We start from the raw sequence: 17,793 nt of genomic DNA, 5'->3' as shown, positions 1-17,793 counted from the left end.
ACCGCACCCTCGCCGACGGCTGGGCCTACGCCCGCCACTACCCCTCAACCCAGCAACGCGACGACACCCTCGAGACCTGGCTGCACTTCTACAATCACCACCGGCCCCACACCGCCATCGGCGGCCAACCACCCATCACCAGGCTGACCAACGTCCCTGGACATCACAGCTAGCGCGGCCACCTCAACCACCGGGCCAGCGCGCGGCCACCTCGACCACCGGGCCAGCGCGCGGCCACCTCGACCACCGGGCCCAGCGCGCGGCCACCTCGACCACCGAACCGGGAGCGGGGTGGCGCGCCAGCGCCGCGTCCCGACACGACGCCGCGTGCCGCCCTACTCCACCGCCATCTGCCGCGGTGCTGACGTCTGACGCGGTGCTGACGTGTCTGGGTGCGCCGCCTGACGCGTGTGCAGTAGCCCGGACACCGCGTTACACGGGCGGGCGACCGGCCACGGACCGGCGACGGTGCGGGCGGATCGACCCCGCCCGCTACCTCACGCCACGTACGGCGCGGCGTCGCCGTCGGCGACCACGGGGCGGCCGGCGGCCTCCCAGTCGAGCATGCCGCCGTCGAGGTTCACGACGTCGCGGCCCTGCTGCGTCAGCCACGCCACGGCCTGGCCGGAGCGGCCGCCGGCCTTGCACACGACGAGCGTCTGCTCGGTCGGCACCTCGTCGAGCCGGGCGGGCAGCTCGCTGAGCGGCACGTGGAGCGCGCCCTCGATGTGGCCGGCGGCCCACTCCGACGGCTCGCGCACGTCGAGCACGGGCAGGCCCTCGGGCAGCGGGTGGGGCACGCCGTCGATGCCGACGGTGGGGATGGAGACCATGCGGCAACGGTACGACCCGCGGGCCACCTCGGGCGGGCCAGGGCCGCGCCCTACTTCAGCAGCTTCGACATCCGCCGGTCGGCCAGCGGCTTGCCGCCGGTCTGGCAGGTGGGGCAGTACTGCAGGCTCGAGTCCGCGAACGACACCTCGCGCACGACGTCGCCGCAGACGGGGCACTTCTCGCTGGTGCGGCCGTGGACCGACAGGTTCGACTTCTTCTCGCCCTTCAGCTCGCTCGCGGCGAGCCCGCGGGAGCGGCGTACCGCGTCGCCCACGACGGCGTCGATGGCGGCGAACAGCTGGTCGACCTGCTCCGGGGTCAGGCTGTTCGCGGGCTTGAACGGCGAGAGCCGCGCGGCGTGCAGCAGCTCGTCGGAGTAGGCGTTGCCGATGCCCGCGATCGTCGACTGGTCGCGCAGCACGCCCTTGACCTGCGCCCGCCCGGCCGCGGTGAGGATGTCGGCGAGCGTGTCCCGCGTGAACTCGGCCGACAGCGGGTCGGGCCCGAGCCGGGCGATGCCGGGGACGTCGGCGGGATCGCGCACGACGTACATCGCGAGGCTCTTGCGCGTCCCGGCCTCCGTCACGTCGAGGCCCGTGTCGTCGTCGAGCACGATGCGCGCCGCGAGCGTCGACTTCGTGCTCGGCCGCGGCGGCACCGCGGGCACCTCGTCGCGCCAGCGCACCCAGCCCGCGCGGGCCAGGTGCAGCACCAGGTGAAGCCCCCCGACGCCGATGTCGAGGAACTTCCCGTGCCGCGACACCCCCTCGACGAAGGAGCCGTCGAGCGCGCTCAGCGGCGGGTCGAACGTCTTCAGCGCGCTGAACGCGGCCAGGTGCACGGTCGCGACCGCGCGCCCCTCGAGCCGGCCGCTCAGGTCGAGCGCCAGCGCCTCCACCTCGGGCAGCTCGGGCATGGGCACGAGCCTAGTGCCGCACCCCAGGTCGTACGCCGGAAAGCGGCCGCCGCAGCAGGCTGCGGCGCGTCTCTACGAACGGGGCTAGACGCCCCGATACGTTCCTCGCCATGGACCCGGTGCGCAACCCCTACGCCCCCGGCGCCGGCCAGCGGCCGCCCGAGCTCGCCGGCCGCGACCGCCAGCTGGAGCAGTTCGAGGTGACCCTCGAGCGCGTCGCGGCCGGCCGCCCCGAGCGCAGCATGGTGCTCTTCGGCCTGCGCGGCGTCGGCAAGACGGTGCTCCTCAACGCGCTGCGCTCCGCGGCGGTGAACCGGGCCTGGGGCACCGGCAAGATCGAGGCGCGCCCCGAGGTCAGCATCCGGCTGCAGGTCGCCCAGGCCGTGCACGCCGCCGTGCGCGAGGTCGCCCACCGCCACCGCGACCCCGACCGGGTCGACGAGGTCGCCGGCGTGCTCAAGTCGTTCGCGCTGGCCACCGGCCGCGGCGACCGGGCCGGCAGCCGCTGGGTGCCCGGCGCCCACCTCGCCGACGTGCCGGCCACGAAGGGCCGCGCCGACTCCGGCGACCTCGAGCTCGACCTGCTCGAGCTGTTCACCGATGTCGCCGCGCTGGCCCGCGACCTCGGCGTCGGCATCGGCCTGTTCCTCGACGAGATGCAGGACGTGCCGCTGCCCGAGCTCACCGCCCTGTGCGGCGCCTGCCACGAGATCAGCCAGCAGGGCGCCCCGCTCGTCGTCGTCGGCGCCGGCCTGCCGCACCTCCCGGCCGCCCTCGCGGCGTCGCGCTCCTACGCGGAGCGCCTGTTCGCGTACGTCGAGGTCGACCGCCTGCCGCGCGCCATGGCCGAGCGCGCCTGGACGGTGCCGGCGGCGGGGGAGGGCGTCACGTTCGAGCCCGATGCGCTCGACGAGCTCTACCGCCTCACCGACGGCTACCCCTACTTCGTGCAGGCCTACGGGAAGGTCACCTGGGACGCCGCGGTGGCCGACCCGGTGCGGCTGGCCGACGTGGAGGCCGCCGCCCCCGAGGCGGAGGCCGAGCTGGGCCGCGGGTTCTTCGGCGTCCGCTACGAGCGCGCCACCCCCGCCGAGCGCGACTACATGGTCGCGATGGCCGACCTCGCGCTGGAGACCGGCGACGGCCCCGTCGCCACCGCCGACATCGCGCGGCACCTGGGCCGCAAGCCGCAGTCGCTCAGCCCCGCCCGCGACGGCCTCATCAAGAAAGGCCTCGTCTACTCCGCCGAGCGCGGCCAGATCGCGTTCACGGTGCCGCACTTCGCCCGGTTCCTCCGCGGCCGCGACGCCTGAGCGCCGCGCCCCGACAGCACCGCGGCCCCGACAGCGCCCCGGCCGACCTACGAGGTACGACGCCCTCAGCCCCGGCGCCGCGCCTTCACCCAGCCGCCGGCGGCGCGCACGGGCGCGGTGACGCGCCACGACGTCGACCCGGTCATCGCGTCGACACGGCGCTGCGCGTCGACCGCCGCCTGCCGGCACGCCACGAGCGCGCGCCGCGCCTCCTCCAGCTCGCGCTGCACGGTGGCCAGGCGGGTCCGGCCCTCCTGGAGGTCGCGGCGCAGCTGCTGCTCCTGCGCCGACCCGTCCTTCGCGCGCGCGGCCGCCTCGGCGGCGGCCCGCCGGCGGCGCTGCGAGCCCATCCCGTACACGTCGACGAGCGCGCCGAAGAACTCGACCTCCGGCTTGCCGAGCAGGTCGGCCATGTCCTCGCGCAGGTGCGCCACCAGCGGGCCGGTCGCGTCCGGCCGGGCCAGGTAGAGCTTGTTGGCCGAGACCGCGAACGGGCGCAGGGCGCTGCTCGTCGCCAGGTAGTCGCGCAGGCCCGACAGCACGCCGAGCCAGTGGGGGTTGAAGATGTCGTCGAGCACCACGACGCCGTCGTCGACGAGGCACGCCTCGGCCAGCCGCAGGTCGTGGCACGTGATGCCGCTGGTGTGGCCGCCGTCGACGGAGAAGAGGCGCACGTGCCCGAACGTCTCCACCGCCCGGTCGGGGGCCACGTCGGTGCTCGAGCCCTGCACCACCACCACGCGGTCGGGGTCGGCCCACGCGGCGACGTTGCGCTCGAAGACGGCGCGGTCGCCCTTGCCGGACTGGTCGACGTTGAGGTGCTGGTCGTCGAAGACGTCGAGGGCCACGGCCCGCTCGTCGGGCCGCACGCCGTTGGCGAGCAGCAGGAACGACTTGCCGTGGTGCACGCCGATCTCGGCCACGTCGCCCTGCGTGCCGGCGGTCAGCTGGTGGCGCAGCAGCGAGGCGATCACCTCCGCCGACTCGGTCTCGAACCAGCCCGTGACGGCGCCGAGCCCCTCCTCGACGTACCGGCTGATCCGTCGTTCGACGGACGTCGTCCCTGCTCCCGACATGGGCCCCCCTCGTGTGGTCGCTGGCACCCGACCCTAGCGACCGCGCGCCCCGCCGCGCCGGGGACGACACGCCCCGGCGCGCCCGGCGGGCGGACGGGCGGGTTGACAATGGCGGGATGAGGCCGCTCGTCGTCGCCCACCGCGGTGCCACGGACGTGGCCGCCGAGCACACCCTCGGCGCCTTCGTCGCCGCCCTCGACGCCGGCGCGGACGGCCTGGAGTGCGACGTGCGGCTCACCGCCGACGGTCACCTCGTCCTCGTCCACGACCGGTTCCTGCCGCGCCCTGGTCGCCGCCCCGGCATCGTCTCCACCATGGAGCTCGCGGACCTCCACGAGCTCGACGTCGCCGCCCGCCACCGGCCCTGGACCGTCCTCGGCGACGAGGCGCCCGACCTCGACCCCGCCGAGCACGGCGTGCTGACGCTGCGCCGGCTGATGGAGGTCGCCGCCGACCACGCCCGCCCCGTCGAGCTGGCCATCGAGACGAAGCACCCGACCCGGTACGGCGGGCTCGTCGAGCGCCGCCTCGTCGAGCTGCTGCGCGACTTCGGCTGGGACGGCGCGGACGCCCCCGTGCGGGTGCTGAGCTTCTCCCACACCGCCCTGCAGCGGGTACGCCGGCTCGCCCCCGACCTGCGCGTCGTCCAGCTCTTCGAGCAGGCGCACTACTGGCCCGCGCTGCGCCGGATGATCGGCAGCGACTGGGGCGTGGGCCCCGGCATCGACGAGCTGAGCGAGCACCCCGGGCTCGCCGAGCGGCTGGCGCTGGGGCCGCACGAGGTGCACGTGTGGACCGTGAACGACCGCGCCCAGCTCGACCTGTGCCGCCACATCGGCGCCCACGCCGTCATCACCGACCGCCCGCGAGCGCTGCGGGAGCTGGTGGACGCCGCCCCGACGTGACCGCGCCCGACGCGACCGTGCCCGCCGGCGGCCCCACCGCGCCGCACGACCTAGGGTGGCCCGCATGGCGAAGCGCTCCCGCACCAAGGCCCGCGACCAGCAGACCACCCCCGGCGAGGTCGGGCCCCGGCAGCCCTGCCCGTGCGGCTCGGGCCGCCGCTACAAGGCCTGCCACGGCTCGCCCGACGGCCCGCCGCCCGTCTTCGTGCGCCGACCCTTCGAGGGCCTGGCCTCGGAGTGCGACCTCGTCGCGCTGCGCGAGCTCGTCCCGGCCGCGACCGCGCCCCTGACCCTGCGCGACGGGGGCGACCGCGAGGTCCTCCTCGCCACCCTGCTGCCCGGGGCCGCCCCGGCGTACGTCGGCGCGGACGGCCGCGTCGTGCTCGCGCTGCAGGTGCTCCACGGCTTCGGCGACCCGTCCCGCGACCTCGGGGCGGTGCTGACGGACGCGCTCGCCTACGCGGAGGCCGGCGACTCCGGCACGGTCGGGCTCACGAGCGACCCGGGCGAGGGCCCGCGGCTGCAGGACCTGCTGGTCGACGGCCCGCTCGACATCACGGTCCACCCGACGTTCGGCTACTGGGCCGACGTGGTGGACGACGAGTCGGGCGCCGTCGCGGCCGCCGCGGAGCAGGCCGACGCGCAGATGACGCCCACGCGGCGCCTGGAGAGCGTGACGGCGGCGTACTGGACCGACGTCCGCACCAAGGAGCACCTGCGCTGGGCCATGCCGCAGCCGGAGGACGAGCTGCTCGACGCCCTCGCCCGGCTGCACGCCGCGGGCGCCGACGAGGTGGCCGAGGGCTCGCGCCTCGTCGGGATGTTCCGCGCCCACGGCCTGCTGACCCCGGTGTGGGACCTGCCGTCGGGCACGGGCGCCGACGTGCTCGAGGACGCCGCCACCGCCTTCGCCGCCCGGCTCGACGACGCGCTCGCCGAGAGCACCCCGCTGACCACCGAGCAGCGCTCCGTGCGCTCCGCGCTGGCGGGCCGTCAGGTCACGATTCGCTGAGCGGAGACCGACCGATTTCCCGCGTCGTTGACGGCCGCCGCCCGTCTGGACCGGGATGCGGGACGTTGCCCGCGGAAGTTGCCTCGGGGCCCCGAGGTCAGTAGATTCACCCTCGTCCGGTCGTTGCTGTATCCCCCGTCAGCAGCGGCCGGACTTCTACATTTCCTCCCCGGCCCCCTCGTGCGCGCCGCAGCGGGAGACGCAGGAACCGGCGACCCCGACCGCGTGGGTGGGATCGCCGGCTCCTCCTCCGGTACGGCGGACGCCGCTCCGGTGGTGCGCCGGGGGCGCAGCCTCAGACGTTGACGCCGAAGTCCGACGCGATGCCGCGCAGGCCCGAGGCGTAGCCCTGGCCGACGGCCTTGAACTTCCACTCGGCGCCGTTGCGGTAGACCTCGCCGAAGACCATGGCGGTCTCGACGGAGGCGTCCTCGGTCAGGTCGTAGCGGGCGATCTCCGAGCCGTTGGCCTGGTTGACCACGCGGATGAACGCGTTGCGCACGGCGCCGAAGTTCTGGCTGCGACCCTCGGCGTCGTAGATCGAGACCGCGACGACGATGCGCTCGATCTCGGCGGGCACGGAGGCGAGGTTGGCCTTGATGACCTCGTCGTCGCCCTCGCCCTGGCCGGTGGTGTTGTCACCCGCGTGGTTCACGGAGCCGTCGGGGGAGGCGAGGTTGTTGAAGAAGATGAAGTGCTGGTCGGAGACGACCTTGCCGTTCGAGCCGACCAGGATGGCCGAGGCGTCGAGGTCGAAGTCGGCGCCGGAGAACGTGTTGACGTCCCAGCCGAGACCGATGTCGATGGCGGTGAGGCCGGGGGCCTCCTTCGACAGTGAGACGTTGCCGCCCTTGCTGAGCGAGACTCCCATTGCGGTTCCCTTCGCGTTGCGTGACCCGGGTCGGTCGACCCGGGTCTCCCTGGTGCCAGTTCTAACGGACCGGTGGGCACGGAAGTGCCCGTTCAGCGCCCGCCCTGCTGGGAGCGGGCGATCAACCGCTGCCCGAGCGCGCCGGCCGACTGCGCGTCGAGCAGGTTCGTGTGGCTCTCCACCGTGCGCAGGAGGGCCGCGTCGACGACGAGCTTCTCCGAGCTCTGCAGCAGGATCGTGCCGGCGCCGGTGAAGTCGTACTGGCGCTCCTCGCCGGACTCGCGCCCGAGCATCCCCTGTACCCCCGCCATGAACGACTGCGCCATCCAGTGGTGGTCGTAGTGCTGGCTCGGCGACGGGCAGTCCGACCAGCCGAGCAGCGCCTCGGGGTCGGCGCGGAACGGCGGCTCGACGAAGATGACGGGGCCGTTGGAGGAGGCCAGGAACTTGCCGGTGCCGATGAGGGTGACGAACCCCGGCACGATCGACTGCTTCAGCTCCAGCGTCGGGGCGAACCCCAGCAGGTTGGCCTGCTTGATCGTGAGGTTGCCGTCCTCCAGGTCGTAGGAGTTCACGTCGTGGCCGCGGTCGGCGACGACCACCTTGCCCTGACCGCTCGCGACGACCCACTCGTCGGCGTACATGGGGGAGGAGAAGCGGGCGGCGACCCAGCTGGCCCGCGACGCGTACTGGCTGACGCCGGCGAAGTCGACGTTGCCGTAGTAGGCGATCATCGCGCCCTTGGAGACGAACCACTCGCCCGCCAGCGCGATCGAGAACGCGTAGGGGTTGACGTTGTCGTCGGCCGGGAGGCTCTGGGCGTCGTACGACGCCGTGCCGAGTCCGTCGATCATCAGAACTTCTCCTCCGAGGCCTGGACGTGCACGACGCCGTGACCCGAGACGTGCAGCTGGAACGCCTCGCCCGAACCGCGGCCGATGAGGTCCCGCATGCCGAGCGACTGCTTGAGCTCGACCTGCAGCGCGCCGGTGTGCGCGACGTACGCCTGCGGGTCGACGCCGACGGTGTCCCCGTTCAGCTGGATCGGGAACGTGCCGCCGTGGGAGAGCAGCACGACCGTGCCCTGCCCGGACACGCGCGTGGTGAAGAGGCCCTGACCGGTCACGGCGCCGCGGGCCATCTGCCGCACGCCGCCCTGCCCGACCATCTCGATGCTGGTCTGCAGGTGGGCGTCGTGGACGAGGAGGCGGTCGGCCTCCACCACCATCGAGTCGCCCGTCAGCTGCACGACGGTCGTGTAGAGACCACGGAAGCCGTAGAGCACGGACCCGTCGCCCTCGGTGACCATCATCGCCGTCGACTCGCCCGCCAGCGCGGCGCCGACCATCGACCGCACGCCCTGGCCCTGGCCCGCGACGGGGCGGAAGGAGACCTGGCCGGAGTAGCCCAGCATCGAGCCCCGGCGGGCCAGCACGGGACGCGACTGCGTCACCGGCACCCGCACGACCTTGGAGTTGACCTGCTCGTACGTCACGACGCCCCCCTCAGCGCTCGGCCGGCTGGATGTAGACGCGCCCGTGGCCCTCGAAGCGCAGCGAGAACGGCTCGCCGCCGCCCTCCCCGACGAGCGAGCGCCACGTGACCCCGGAGACCAGGGACATCTGCAGCTGGCCCAGCCCCGCGACGTACGCGTCCGGGTCGACGACCACCGGCTGGCCCGGGGCGACGTCGAGCCCGATGAGCGGCCCGTCGGAGACGATGGCGAGCTGACCGGAGCCGCTGACCTTGGTGGTCGCGAGACCCTGGCCGGTCGTCATGCCGCGCAGGCCGGCGAACTGCACGTCGAGCTGCAGGTCGCGCGTCACCGCCAGCACGTGCTCCGACTCGACCGTCACCGTGTCGTTCTGCACGCCGATGACCGTCACGTCCTGCGCCTGGTAGGCGAGGTGGACGCGGCCGTGGCCCGTGCACTCCATGAGGGAGATCGACTCGCCGGCGACGCGCTGGCGGATCGCGGCCCGGAAGCCGCCACCCCCGCCCATGCCGGCGCTCTTGAACTCGACCTGGCCCTGGTAGGCGACCATCGAGCCGGACATCGCCCGGATCGAGTCGCCCGTGAGGTCCGCGAGCAGCACCCGCTTCTGGGCCACGAGCTGGGCCATCCGTTCCTCCTGCCGCCAGGCGCCCTGGCTCTCACGGCCCCGGGGGGCCCGTCTCGACGCACGTCACCGCACCCGCCACCACGACCCGCTCGGCCCCGAGGCCGCCGCGAGCCTAGCGTCCGGGCTCGGCCCTGCGCAGTACCCGACCGCGCACCCCGGGAAACCCCTTGAGGGTGGCGCGTCGGATGCGCCGGAAGCGGTAGGGCAGGTGGGCGGGAGCGGCCTCGCCCGTCAGCAGGGCGAGCGCCTCCTGCGCGTGGTGGCGCGCCTCGTCGGTCAGCTGCGCCGCGAGGCGGAGCACGTCGTCGCGCCCGCCCCCGTGGGGGTCCTCGGGGTCGTCGGGACCCTCGGGGTCGTCGGGGTCCTCGGGGTCCTCGGCGGCCGCGGCGAGGCTGGTGAGCACCTCCTGCAGTCCGCTGTCGACCACGACGGTGCCGGGGCGCGCGATGGACGTGAGCCGGGCCGCGATGTTGACGGTGCTGCCGTAGACGTCGCCGAGGCGGATGACCACCTCGCCGTACGCGAGCCCCGCCCGCACCTCGGGGAACGGGTCGTCGGCGTCGGCGCCGCGGGTGGTGAGCGCGAGGGCCACCTCGGCGGCCTGCACGGGGTCGTCGGTGACGAAGAGGATCTCGTCGCCGATCGCCTTGATCACCCGGCCGCCGCGGTCGGTCACCTCGGCCGTCGCGACGTCCTCGAACGACTCGATCCAGGTGACGAACTCCGGCTCCGAGAGCGTCCGGCTGCGGCTGGTGTACCCGACGATGTCGACGAATCCGACGGCCAGGTACGCCGTGGGGTCGCCCGCGCGGCTCGCGTCCGGGTCGGGCCCGGTCGGGGTCAGGATGCGGTTCGCGGCGCTGACGAGGTGCCGGCGCCAGATGTAGCTCTGCAGCACCTCCAGGCGCGGCAGCACCTCGTCGGTCAGCTCGGTGATGCGCTGGCCCGGGTCCTCCGCGGACAGCGCGAGGCGGGCCAGGAGGTCGGTCTGCCACTCGGCGAGCCGGGCGAAGCTGCGGCCCCACGTGCGCACCATGGCGGCCTGCGAACCCGCGTCGAGGATGCCCAGCATCACGAGGTCCCGGGCCAGGGAGAGCGCCTCGACGTCGGCGTCGGTGAACGCCACGTCGTCGTCGGCGTGGTGGGGGAAGCCGAGGCGGTGCCACAGCTCCTCGGCGAGGCTCAGCGGCACGCCCACGCGCTCCGCCACCTGCCGACGGGTCAGGTGCGGCTCACCGCCGAGCAGCCCGGTCTCCACCGCGCGCACCTGGGCGCGGACGTCGGGGACCTCACGGCCCTCGCCGACGTCCTCGACCTCTCCGACCTCGCCGACCTCTCCGACCTCGGGGTCCTCGGCGGCCTCGGGTGCGACGAGCGCGTCGAGGGGCTCCTCGGCGGGGGGCACGGGCCCGGGTGCGCTCAGCCGTCGTCGCCGACGCGGGCGGCCGCGGCGGCGCGGACGGCCTCGCCGAAGGCGGGCACCGAGGCGTCCAGCTTCTCGATGGCCTCCGGCGACAGGTGCACGACCTTCAGGCGGGTCAGCGCCACGATCGTCGCGCTGCGCAACGTGTGGTTGATGATCGCCATCTCGCCCATGATGTCGCCGGGGCCGAGGGTGGCGATCTCCGTGCCGCCCTTCCGCACCGAGACCTCGCCCTCGAGGATGACGTAGGCCTTGTCGGCGCCGGTGCGCTCGCTGATGGGCGACCAGCCCGCCGGCAGCGGGAGCGTCGTCCCGGCGGCCTTGACCTTCTCGATCTCGGCCGGGCTCAGGGCGTCGAAGACAGACATGTGGCTACCTCTCGCGTTCGCCGGCGCCGAGGTTCGGCGCCGGTCCTTGCTCCCCTCCGCCGGATCTTCGCGGAGCCCTCCGCCGGATCTTCGCGGAGCCCTCCGCCGGATCTTCGCGGAGCCCTCCGCCGGATCTTCGCGGAGCCCTCCGCCGGATCTTCGCGGAGCGAACGGTCGGTGTAAAGCAGTGTTCGCTCACAGCGACCGGTACCCGGCTGGTGCCGGGCGGGTCGCCGTCGGGGTCGCTGGCGGGTCGCCGGCGACCCGCTCAGGCGAGCGGCTCGCGCAGCACCGGGCAGCTCATGCAGCGCGGCCCGCCGCGGCCCGAGCCCAGCTCGGAGCCGGCGATCCGGACGACCTCGATCCCGGCCGCCTCGAGCCGGGCGTTGGTCTCGTCGTTGCGCTCGTAGGCCACCGCCACGCGCGGGGCGAGGGCGAGGGTGTTGTTGCCGTCGTCCCACTGCTCGCGCTCGGCGGTCACGGGGTCGAGGCCGGTGTCGATCTGGTGGAGGACGTCGATGCCCATGGCCCGTGCGGCCGCCACGAGGAACGGCTCGGGCGGGGCGACGGCCAGCTCCAGCGCCGCCTCGTCGGCGGCCCCCTCGGCCGCACCGGGCCCGCCGGCGAGGGTCACGGCGTGGGCGCGCAGGCTGTCGGCGACGTTGGGGTACATCACCACCTTGTCGACGTCGACCATCGTGCACACCGTGTCGAGGTGCATGGTCGCCCGCTCCTGCGCGATCGGCACGGCGAGCACGGTGTGGGCGAGACCCGCGAAGAAGGCCTGGCGCGCCAGGCGCTCGACACCCGCGGGGGTCGAGCGCTCGCCCACCCCCACCGCGATGACGCCGGGCGCGAGCAGCAGCACGTCGCCACCCTCGACGTACTCGTTGTGCCAGCCGTGGATGCGCTGCGTGCCCGCGAACCGCGGGTGCAGGCCGTAGATGAGCTCGGTCAGCTGCGTCTCCCGGGCGCGGGCCGGCATCGCGAGGCTCGTGACGGCCACCCGGTCACGCACCCACACGCTGGAGTCGCGGGTGAAGAGCAGGTTGGGCAGCGGGTCGACGAGGAAGTCGTCGGGCGCCAGCAGCGACGTCACGAGACCGTGGCCGCCGCGCACCTCGTCGTTGCGGATGCCGGCGGTGAGCGTCGTCGTCAGCTCCTCGGGGCTGGCGTCGGCGAGCGCGTCGGCGAGGTAGGAGCGCAGGGTGTCGCCGAGGTGCAGGCTGGTCAGCACCGAGGTGATGGCCTGCGCGCGGGCCTCGGGGCTCGCGAAGGTCTCGGTCAGCAGCTCGGTCAGGTAGAGCACCTCGACGTCGCGCGCCCGCAACGCCTCCGCGAAGGCGTCGTGCTCCTCCTGCGCCCGGCCGACCCACGGGATGCCGTCGAAGAGCAGCTTGTCGTTGTTGCGGGGCGTGAGGCGCTTCAGCTCGTTGCCGGGGCGGTGGAGCATCACGGTGCGCAGGCGTCCGACCTCGCTGTCGGCTCCCCACGCGGGTACGGCGGACGGGGCGGCGCTCGGCGTCGTGCTCATGCGCGCCAGCCTAGGGCGGAGCCGGGTTGGCGGTGGCGCGCCGTCGCCGGGGACGTGGACGACCCGGAGATGGGCATCGACCTCTACCTCGACTGAGGCGGGCCCTCCGGCCGCTAGGGTCGCGGGCGTGTGGATCGTCGCCGCCCTCGCCCTGCTCGTCGCCCTCGCCGCCCTCGGTACGGCGGTGGCGGCGCTGCGCCGTACCGCCCGTCCGGCGCCCGTCGAGGGCGTCCCGGCCGACGTGCTCGGCCTCCGTCAGGAGGTGGCGGCGCTGCGGGCCGAGGGGACCGGGGCGCTGCGGCACCTCGCGGTGGTGCGGTACGACGCGCACGGCGACATGGGCGGGCACCTGTCGTGGAGCCTCGCGCTGCTGGACGACCAGGGCCACGGCACCGTCGTGACCTCCATCCACGGTCGCAGCGAGGCCCGCACCTACGCGAAGACGGTGACGGGCTGGACGAGCGAGCAGCAGCTGTCCCCCGAGGAGCTCGAGGCGATCGGCGCCGCCCGGCCCTGACCCCCGGGTCGTCCCACCCGTCGGGGTGAGAACCGGCATCCGAGGGGTGGAGCATTTGCCTGCGCGGGTCGTCGCTGGGAAACTCCCCCCTGCGGTTGAGCAGGCAGCCGAGGGTGAGCTGTGCCCTGGTTTGCGGACGAAGGTGCTCGACGTGCGTGTCTCCGACCTGGGGCGCCGGATGGCGGAGCTGGCCCGGGAGCTCGACTCCCTGCGCAGCGTGGAGGCCGTCCAGGAGCACGTCGTCGCTGCAGCGGTCGACCTGGTCGAGTCCTGCACCAGCGCGAGCCTCGTGCCGTCCGCGCCCGCCGAGGGCCAGGCCAACCACGCCACCCCGGTCACCCCGGCGGCTCCCGTGCCCTCCGCCGTGACGGACCCGCGCCTGCAGGCCCTCGACGACCTGCAGCGCGCCCTCCGGGAGGGGCCGTGCGTGGACGTCGTCGGCGAGGTGGCACTGGTCCACTCCTACGACCTCGCTGCCGAGAGCCGCTGGCCCCGCTGGTCGGCCGAGGTCGTGCGCACCCTCGGGGCCCGGTCGCTGCTGAGCGTGCGGCTGCGGACCAACCGCGACCAGATCGGCGTGCTCACGCTCTACTCCGACGCGGTCGGGGGCTTCGACCACGAGGAGCGGGAGAGCGCGCAGGCCATCGCGGCGCACGGCGCCGTGGCCCTGGCCGCGGTCCGCAACGTCGACCGGATGCTCGAGGCGATGAACCGCCGCACCACCATCGGCGCCGCCATCGGGATCGTCATGGAGCGCTTCGACCTCGAGGAGGCGGTGGCCTTCGAGGTGCTCCGCCGGCTGTCGCAGGAGCAGAACCGCAAGCTCTTCGACATCGCCGAGGAGCTGGTGCGCGAGCGGCACGTCGAGGGGCTCGGCGCCCCCGCTCCCGCCGCCGACTGACGACTCGAGCGCCGGGGGCGGCTCGCGGCGGCTCGCGGAGGCGGCTCAGCGGGGGACGCGCACGAGCACGCGCCCGTGGATGCACTCCATCCGCAGCTCGCGCCCGGAGCCGACGGAGTCGCCGTCGAGCTGGCGGGGGGTGTCGGTGTGGGTGCGCACCACGATGCGCTGGCCGGTGAAGCGGTTGATCGTGTCGTCGACCCGCGACAGCTTGGCGACGATCCGCAGGGCGAGCGGGATCCACGACACGAAGCGCTGGGGGTGCAGCAGCACGACGTCGAGCAGACCGTCGTCGATCGAGGCGCTCGGCAGCAACGGCATGCCGGCCTGCAGCGAGCCGACGTTGCCGACGACGACCGTGCGGGCGCGGTGGACGGTCGGCTCCCCGTCGTCGACGGTGATCTCGACGCGCACGGCCGGGAACATGAGCGAGCGCAGCCCGGAGATGACGTAGGCGAGCCAGCCCACCTTCTTCTTGATGTCCTCGTTGACGCCCTCCATGATCGCGGCGTCGAAGCCCATGCCGGCCATCACCATGAAGTGGGTGTCCTCGATGCCGTCGCCCGAGACCGCGACGAGGTCGATCGCCCGGTCCTGGCCGTTGAGCCCCACGTCGATGGCGGAGCGCAGGTAGAGGGGGATGTCGAGGTTGCGGGCCAGCAGGTTGCCGGTGCCCGCGGGGATGATCCCGACGGGCACGCCGGTGCCGGCCAGCTCGGCGCAGACCTCGCGCACGGTGCCGTCCCCGCCGCACACGAGGACCAGGTCGGCGCCCGCGAGGGCCGCCTGCTCGGCCATGCCCGTGCCGGGGTCCTCGATCGTCGTCAGGTACCAGGTCGGCTCCGACCACCCCGACTCCAGCGCCAGGCGGGTCACGACGGCGCGGAACGCGTCCTCGTCCTCGACCTTGATGGGGTTGAGCACGACGGCGAGTCGCCGGGTCGAGGTGAAGACCTCCGGCAGCGGCTCGACCTTCCCGGCGGTGCTGCGGGGCAGCGGGGAGACGACGACCATGCCGAGCAGCACCATCCCGGCCGCCAGCAGCACGCCGCCGAGCACGTCGGTGGGGTAGTGCCGGCCCAGCAGCACCCGGTCCGCGGCGACGGCCAGCACGGCGAGCAGGCCCAGGGTGGCGACGAGGCGGCGTACCCCCGCCCGGCGCGCCAGCATCACGGCCAGCACGAGCCCCACGCCGGCGAGGGCGCTCACCCCCGACACGTGGCCCGACGGGAACGAGTTGGTGCCGAGCGTGCCGACGACGTCCTGCCACTCGGGCCGCGGGCGACCGACGGCGAGCTTGATGCCGGTCGTCGCGAGCGAGGTCGCGAGCATGACGACGACGACGTAGATCGCCGCCCGGCGGTGGGCCCGCACGAGCAGCAGCGCCAGGACCGCGGTCATGATCGTCAGGCCGACGGTCCCGAAGACGAGCTCGACGACCCCCAGCACGTCGCGCAGCCACGACACCTCGGTGCGCCACGACTGGGCGCCCTCGCCGCGGTTGTCGAGCGCGGCGACCGGTCCCCACTCGCCGACGGCCAGGGTGCCGACCAGCGCCAGCAGCAGGAAGCACGTGAGCGCCCAGCCCAGTTGCAGGGTGCGGGAACGGTCGAGCACGGGGCCTCCTCGGGCGGCTGTCGGGCGGGGCTGCGGACGGCTGTCGGGCGGGTACGACGGGGCTCCCCGCCGCGGGGCCCGGCGCGCACGGGAGCCCTGGAGAGTATGCCTGCTGCGGGCTCCGCGACCGGGCCCGGCGACGCCGTGGCCGCCCCCACGTCCGCGCCCGCGCCGGTACCCCCCACCGGGCGCGCGACGCGCGGCCCGCGCGGCAGGCCGGGCCCGATAGCCTCGCCCCATGATCGATCCCCGCCTCCTCCGTGACGACCCCGACCGGATCCGTGCCGCGCAGGCCAAGCGCGGGCTGTCCGACTCCGTCGTCGACGAGGCCCTCGCCGCCGACCGCGCGCGGCGCACCGCCATCGCGACGTTCGAGGCGAGGCGGGCCGAGCAGAAGCAGCTCGGCAAGCTGGTGCCGAAGGCGGCGCCGGAGGAGAAGCAGGAGCTGCTGGCGCGCACCCGCGAGCTCTCCGCCGAGGTGAAGGCCGCCGAGGCGGCGCAGGGCGAGGCCGAGGCGGCGTGGCAGGAGGCGCTGCTCGCCATCCCGAACCCGGCGGCCGAGGAGTCGCCCGCCGGCGGCGAGGACGACTTCGTGGTGCTGGAGACCGTCGGCACGCCGCGCGACTTCGCCGCCGAGGGCTTCGAGCCGCGCGACCACGTCGAGCTCGGCCGGATGCTCGGCGCCATCGACCTCGACCGCGGCGCCAAGGTGTCGGGCTCGCGGTTCTACTTCCTCACGGGCGTCGGCGCGCAGCTGGAGCGCGCGCTGGTCAACATGGCGATGGACCAGGCGCACGCCACCGGGTTCACCGAGGTGATCGCGCCGGCGCTGGTGAAGCCCGAGGCGATGGCCGGCACCGGCTTCCTCGGCCAGGCGGCCGACGACGTCTACCGGATCGAGGGCCAGGACATGTACCTGGTCGGCACCTCGGAGGTGCCGATGGCGGCGTACCACTCGGGGGAGATCCTCGACGGGGCGACGCTGCCGCTGCGCTACGCCGCGTTCAGCCCCTGCTTCCGCAAGGAGGCCGGCTCGCACGGCAAGGACACGCGCGGCATCATCCGCGTGCACTGGTTCGACAAGGTCGAGATGTTCGTCTACACGACGATCGAGGAGTCCTACGCGGAGCACCAGCGCCTCCTGCAGTGGGAGAAGGACTTCCTCGACAAGCTCGAGCTGGCCTACCGGGTCATCGACGTGGCGGCGGGCGACCTCGGGCTCTCGGCGCAGCGCAAGTTCGACTGCGAGGCGTGGATCCCGACGCAGGGCAAGTACCGCGAGCTGACGTCGACGTCGAACTGCACCGATTTCCAGACGCGCCGGCTCGAGACGCGCGGGCGCTTCCCCGAGGGCACCGGCGCGGTGGCGACGCTCAACGGCACGCTCTGCGCGATGACGCGCACCATCGTCGCGATCCTCGAGACCCACCAGCAGGCCGACGGCTCCGTGCGCGTCCCGGCCGCGCTCCGCCCGTACCTCGGCGGCCGCGAGCTGCTGACCCCGGTCGGTGCCTGACGTGGCCGGCCCCACCCCGGGGGACGGCTGGCGTCCCCGCCTCGTCGCGCTCGACATCGACGGCACGCTGCTGAAGTGGGTCGACGGCTCGGGCACCACCCACGAGGAGGTCGCCCCGGCGGTGCGCGCCGCGGTGCAGCGCGCCCTCGACGCGGGGGCCCACGTGGTGCTGGCCAGCGGCCGCTCCGTGCACTCGATGACCCCGGTCGCCGAGCTGCTCGGCCTGCGCGGGCAGCCCACGCCCGACGGTGACGACCGCCTGTGGGTCGTCGCGTCGAACGGCGCCGTGCTGACGCGGTGGGCCCCGCTGGAGATCGTGCACGAGGAGACGTTCGACGCCCGCGAGGCGGTCCGAGCCGTGCTCGAGCACCACCCCGGCGCGCTCGTGGCGGTGGAGGACCGCAACGGCGGCGGGTACCACGTCAACGCGCCGTTCCCCCCGGGCGAGCTCGACGGCGAGCTGCGGGTCACCGAGCTCGACACGATGGTCGCGGAGCCGGTCAGCCGCGTCATCATCCGCGACCCCGAGGCCACGGCCGAGGACTTCGTGGCGCTCGGCGCCCGGCTCGGCCTGCAGGGCACCGACTACGTCGTCGGCTGGACCGCCTGGCTCGACCTCACCCCGGTCGGGGTCCACAAGGCGTCGGGCCTCGCCCACGTGTGCGAGGCGCTGGGCCTCACCGCGGCCGACGTGCTCGCGATCGGCGACGGGCGCAACGACGTCGAGATGCTCGCGTGGGCGGGCCGTGGCGTGGCCATGGGCCAGGCGGTGGAGGCCGTGCGCGAGGCCGCCGACGCCGTGACGGACACCGTGGCCGACGACGGCGCGGCCGTCGAGCTCGACCGCTGGTTCGGCTGAGTCGTCCA

19 protein-coding genes are annotated in these 17,793 nt (G+C 74.3%); 8 read left to right on the top strand and 11 right to left on the bottom strand.

Annotated features, from left to right (window positions below):
- On the top strand, window positions 1–173 hold a 173-nt coding region (locus tag INN71_RS17295; protein ID WP_277497804.1), incomplete at its 5' end, for an integrase core domain-containing protein.
- 324 nt (window positions 174–497) lie between these two features.
- Here INN71_RS17295 and INN71_RS17290 read toward each other — a convergent pair.
- The gene (locus tag INN71_RS17290; protein ID WP_301801333.1) at window positions 498–833 is read right to left on the bottom strand and encodes a rhodanese-like domain-containing protein; all 336 of its coding nucleotides are present in this window, start codon (window positions 831–833) and stop codon (window positions 498–500) included.
- A 50-nt stretch (window positions 834–883) separates the two neighbouring features.
- The gene (locus tag INN71_RS17285) at window positions 884–1,750 is read right to left on the bottom strand and encodes an Fpg/Nei family DNA glycosylase (protein ID WP_301801332.1); all 867 of its coding nucleotides are present in this window, start codon (window positions 1,748–1,750) and stop codon (window positions 884–886) included.
- Window positions 1,751–1,860: 110 nt separating this feature from the next.
- Between INN71_RS17285 and INN71_RS17280 the strand changes: the two genes are divergently transcribed.
- Window positions 1,861–3,063 (top strand): ATP-binding protein, encoded by a 1,203-nt coding sequence (locus INN71_RS17280; protein ID WP_301801330.1) that lies wholly within the window; start codon window positions 1,861–1,863, stop codon window positions 3,061–3,063.
- 65 nt (window positions 3,064–3,128) lie between these two features.
- Here the strand turns inward: INN71_RS17280 and INN71_RS17275 are convergent, their stop codons facing one another.
- A complete protein-coding gene (locus INN71_RS17275; protein WP_301801329.1) occupies window positions 3,129–4,139 on the bottom strand; it encodes a class I SAM-dependent methyltransferase in 1,011 nt (336 codons plus the stop codon).
- A 116-nt stretch (window positions 4,140–4,255) separates the two neighbouring features.
- Between INN71_RS17275 and INN71_RS17270 the strand changes: the two genes are divergently transcribed.
- A complete protein-coding gene (locus tag INN71_RS17270) occupies window positions 4,256–5,044 on the top strand; it encodes a glycerophosphodiester phosphodiesterase family protein (protein WP_277497695.1) in 789 nt (262 codons plus the stop codon).
- Between the two features lie 64 nt (window positions 5,045–5,108).
- Window positions 5,109–6,056: a DUF5926 family protein gene (locus tag INN71_RS17265; RefSeq protein WP_277497696.1), complete on the top strand. Its 948-nt coding sequence runs from the start codon at window positions 5,109–5,111 to the stop codon at window positions 6,054–6,056.
- Window positions 6,057–6,351: 295 nt separating this feature from the next.
- On the opposite strand, the gene INN71_RS17260 is transcribed toward INN71_RS17265, so the two are convergent.
- From INN71_RS17260 to INN71_RS17230, 7 genes are all read right to left on the bottom strand, one after another.
- Window positions 6,352–6,927, bottom strand: coding sequence for a TerD family protein (locus INN71_RS17260; RefSeq protein ID WP_277497697.1), 576 nt, complete (start codon window positions 6,925–6,927; stop codon window positions 6,352–6,354).
- A gap of 92 nt (window positions 6,928–7,019) precedes the next feature.
- Complete coding sequence (locus tag INN71_RS17255; protein ID WP_277497698.1) at window positions 7,020–7,781, bottom strand: AIM24 family protein; 762 nt, start codon at window positions 7,779–7,781, stop codon at window positions 7,020–7,022.
- Window positions 7,781–8,422 carry an AIM24 family protein gene (locus tag INN71_RS17250; RefSeq protein ID WP_277497699.1) on the bottom strand — a complete coding sequence of 214 codons (642 nt, stop codon included), beginning with the start codon at window positions 8,420–8,422 and terminating at the stop codon, window positions 7,781–7,783. The genes INN71_RS17255 and INN71_RS17250 overlap by 1 nt, the downstream gene beginning before the upstream one ends.
- A gap of 10 nt (window positions 8,423–8,432) precedes the next feature.
- Window positions 8,433–9,050, bottom strand: coding sequence for an AIM24 family protein (locus INN71_RS17245; protein ID WP_277497700.1), 618 nt, complete (start codon window positions 9,048–9,050; stop codon window positions 8,433–8,435).
- Between the two features lie 112 nt (window positions 9,051–9,162).
- On the bottom strand, window positions 9,163–10,455 hold the full coding sequence (locus tag INN71_RS17240) for an adenylate/guanylate cyclase domain-containing protein (protein ID WP_277497701.1): 1,293 nt from the start codon (window positions 10,453–10,455) through the stop codon (window positions 9,163–9,165).
- A gap of 14 nt (window positions 10,456–10,469) precedes the next feature.
- Window positions 10,470–10,841 (bottom strand): Crp/Fnr family transcriptional regulator, encoded by a 372-nt coding sequence (locus tag INN71_RS17235; protein WP_277497703.1) that lies wholly within the window; start codon window positions 10,839–10,841, stop codon window positions 10,470–10,472.
- Between the two features lie 268 nt (window positions 10,842–11,109).
- Window positions 11,110–12,375, bottom strand: coding sequence for an arginine deiminase (locus tag INN71_RS17230; protein ID WP_277497704.1), 1,266 nt, complete (start codon window positions 12,373–12,375; stop codon window positions 11,110–11,112).
- Window positions 12,376–12,502: 127 nt separating this feature from the next.
- Between INN71_RS17230 and INN71_RS17225 the strand changes: the two genes are divergently transcribed.
- Both INN71_RS17225 and INN71_RS17220 read left to right on the top strand, forming a co-directional pair.
- Window positions 12,503–12,892 carry a DUF4446 family protein gene (locus tag INN71_RS17225; RefSeq protein WP_277497705.1) on the top strand — a complete coding sequence of 130 codons (390 nt, stop codon included), beginning with the start codon at window positions 12,503–12,505 and terminating at the stop codon, window positions 12,890–12,892.
- 151 nt (window positions 12,893–13,043) lie between these two features.
- Window positions 13,044–13,793, top strand: a complete 750-nt coding sequence (locus INN71_RS17220) for a GAF and ANTAR domain-containing protein (protein ID WP_277497706.1) — start codon at window positions 13,044–13,046, stop codon at window positions 13,791–13,793.
- Between the two features lie 45 nt (window positions 13,794–13,838).
- Here the strand turns inward: INN71_RS17220 and INN71_RS17215 are convergent, their stop codons facing one another.
- The gene (locus INN71_RS17215; RefSeq protein WP_277497707.1) at window positions 13,839–15,410 is read right to left on the bottom strand and encodes a YegS/Rv2252/BmrU family lipid kinase; all 1,572 of its coding nucleotides are present in this window, start codon (window positions 15,408–15,410) and stop codon (window positions 13,839–13,841) included.
- 238 nt (window positions 15,411–15,648) lie between these two features.
- Here INN71_RS17215 and serS point away from each other — a divergent pair, with 238 nt between their 5' ends.
- Both serS and INN71_RS17205 read left to right on the top strand, forming a co-directional pair.
- The gene (gene serS, locus INN71_RS17210) at window positions 15,649–16,926 is read left to right on the top strand and encodes a serine--tRNA ligase (RefSeq protein WP_277497708.1); all 1,278 of its coding nucleotides are present in this window, start codon (window positions 15,649–15,651) and stop codon (window positions 16,924–16,926) included.
- Window position 16,927: 1 nt separating this feature from the next.
- The gene (locus INN71_RS17205; protein ID WP_301801324.1) at window positions 16,928–17,785 is read left to right on the top strand and encodes an HAD family hydrolase; all 858 of its coding nucleotides are present in this window, start codon (window positions 16,928–16,930) and stop codon (window positions 17,783–17,785) included.
- Window positions 17,786–17,793: the final 8 nt, after the last annotated feature.

Origin of the sequence: Nocardioides sp. ChNu-153, assembly GCF_030466625.1 — a bacterium.
Classification (GTDB): Bacteria; Actinomycetota; Actinomycetes; order Propionibacteriales; family Nocardioidaceae; genus Nocardioides.
This window is presented reverse-complemented; position numbering and strand designations above follow the sequence as displayed.

Excerpts from the sequence above, each read along its gene's own strand:
- serS (WP_277497708.1), top strand. The coding sequence starts at position 15,649 with ATGATCGATCCCCGCCTCCTCCGTGACGACCCCGACCGGATCCGTGCC.
- INN71_RS17275 (WP_301801329.1), bottom strand. The coding sequence starts at position 4,139 with ATGTCGGGAGCAGGGACGACGTCCGTCGAACGACGGATCAGCCGGTAC.
- INN71_RS17280 (WP_301801330.1), top strand. The coding sequence starts at position 1,861 with ATGGACCCGGTGCGCAACCCCTACGCCCCCGGCGCCGGCCAGCGGCCG.
- INN71_RS17235 (WP_277497703.1), bottom strand. The coding sequence starts at position 10,841 with ATGTCTGTCTTCGACGCCCTGAGCCCGGCCGAGATCGAGAAGGTCAAG.
- INN71_RS17230 (WP_277497704.1), bottom strand. The coding sequence starts at position 12,375 with ATGAGCACGACGCCGAGCGCCGCCCCGTCCGCCGTACCCGCGTGGGGA.
- INN71_RS17245 (WP_277497700.1), bottom strand. The coding sequence starts at position 9,050 with ATGGCCCAGCTCGTGGCCCAGAAGCGGGTGCTGCTCGCGGACCTCACG.
- INN71_RS17260 (WP_277497697.1), bottom strand. The coding sequence starts at position 6,927 with ATGGGAGTCTCGCTCAGCAAGGGCGGCAACGTCTCACTGTCGAAGGAG.
- INN71_RS17255 (WP_277497698.1), bottom strand. The coding sequence starts at position 7,781 with ATGATCGACGGACTCGGCACGGCGTCGTACGACGCCCAGAGCCTCCCG.
- INN71_RS17285 (WP_301801332.1), bottom strand. The coding sequence starts at position 1,750 with ATGCCCGAGCTGCCCGAGGTGGAGGCGCTGGCGCTCGACCTGAGCGGC.
- INN71_RS17290 (WP_301801333.1), bottom strand. The coding sequence starts at position 833 with ATGGTCTCCATCCCCACCGTCGGCATCGACGGCGTGCCCCACCCGCTG.
- INN71_RS17265 (WP_277497696.1), top strand. The coding sequence starts at position 5,109 with ATGGCGAAGCGCTCCCGCACCAAGGCCCGCGACCAGCAGACCACCCCC.
- INN71_RS17270 (WP_277497695.1), top strand. The coding sequence starts at position 4,256 with ATGAGGCCGCTCGTCGTCGCCCACCGCGGTGCCACGGACGTGGCCGCC.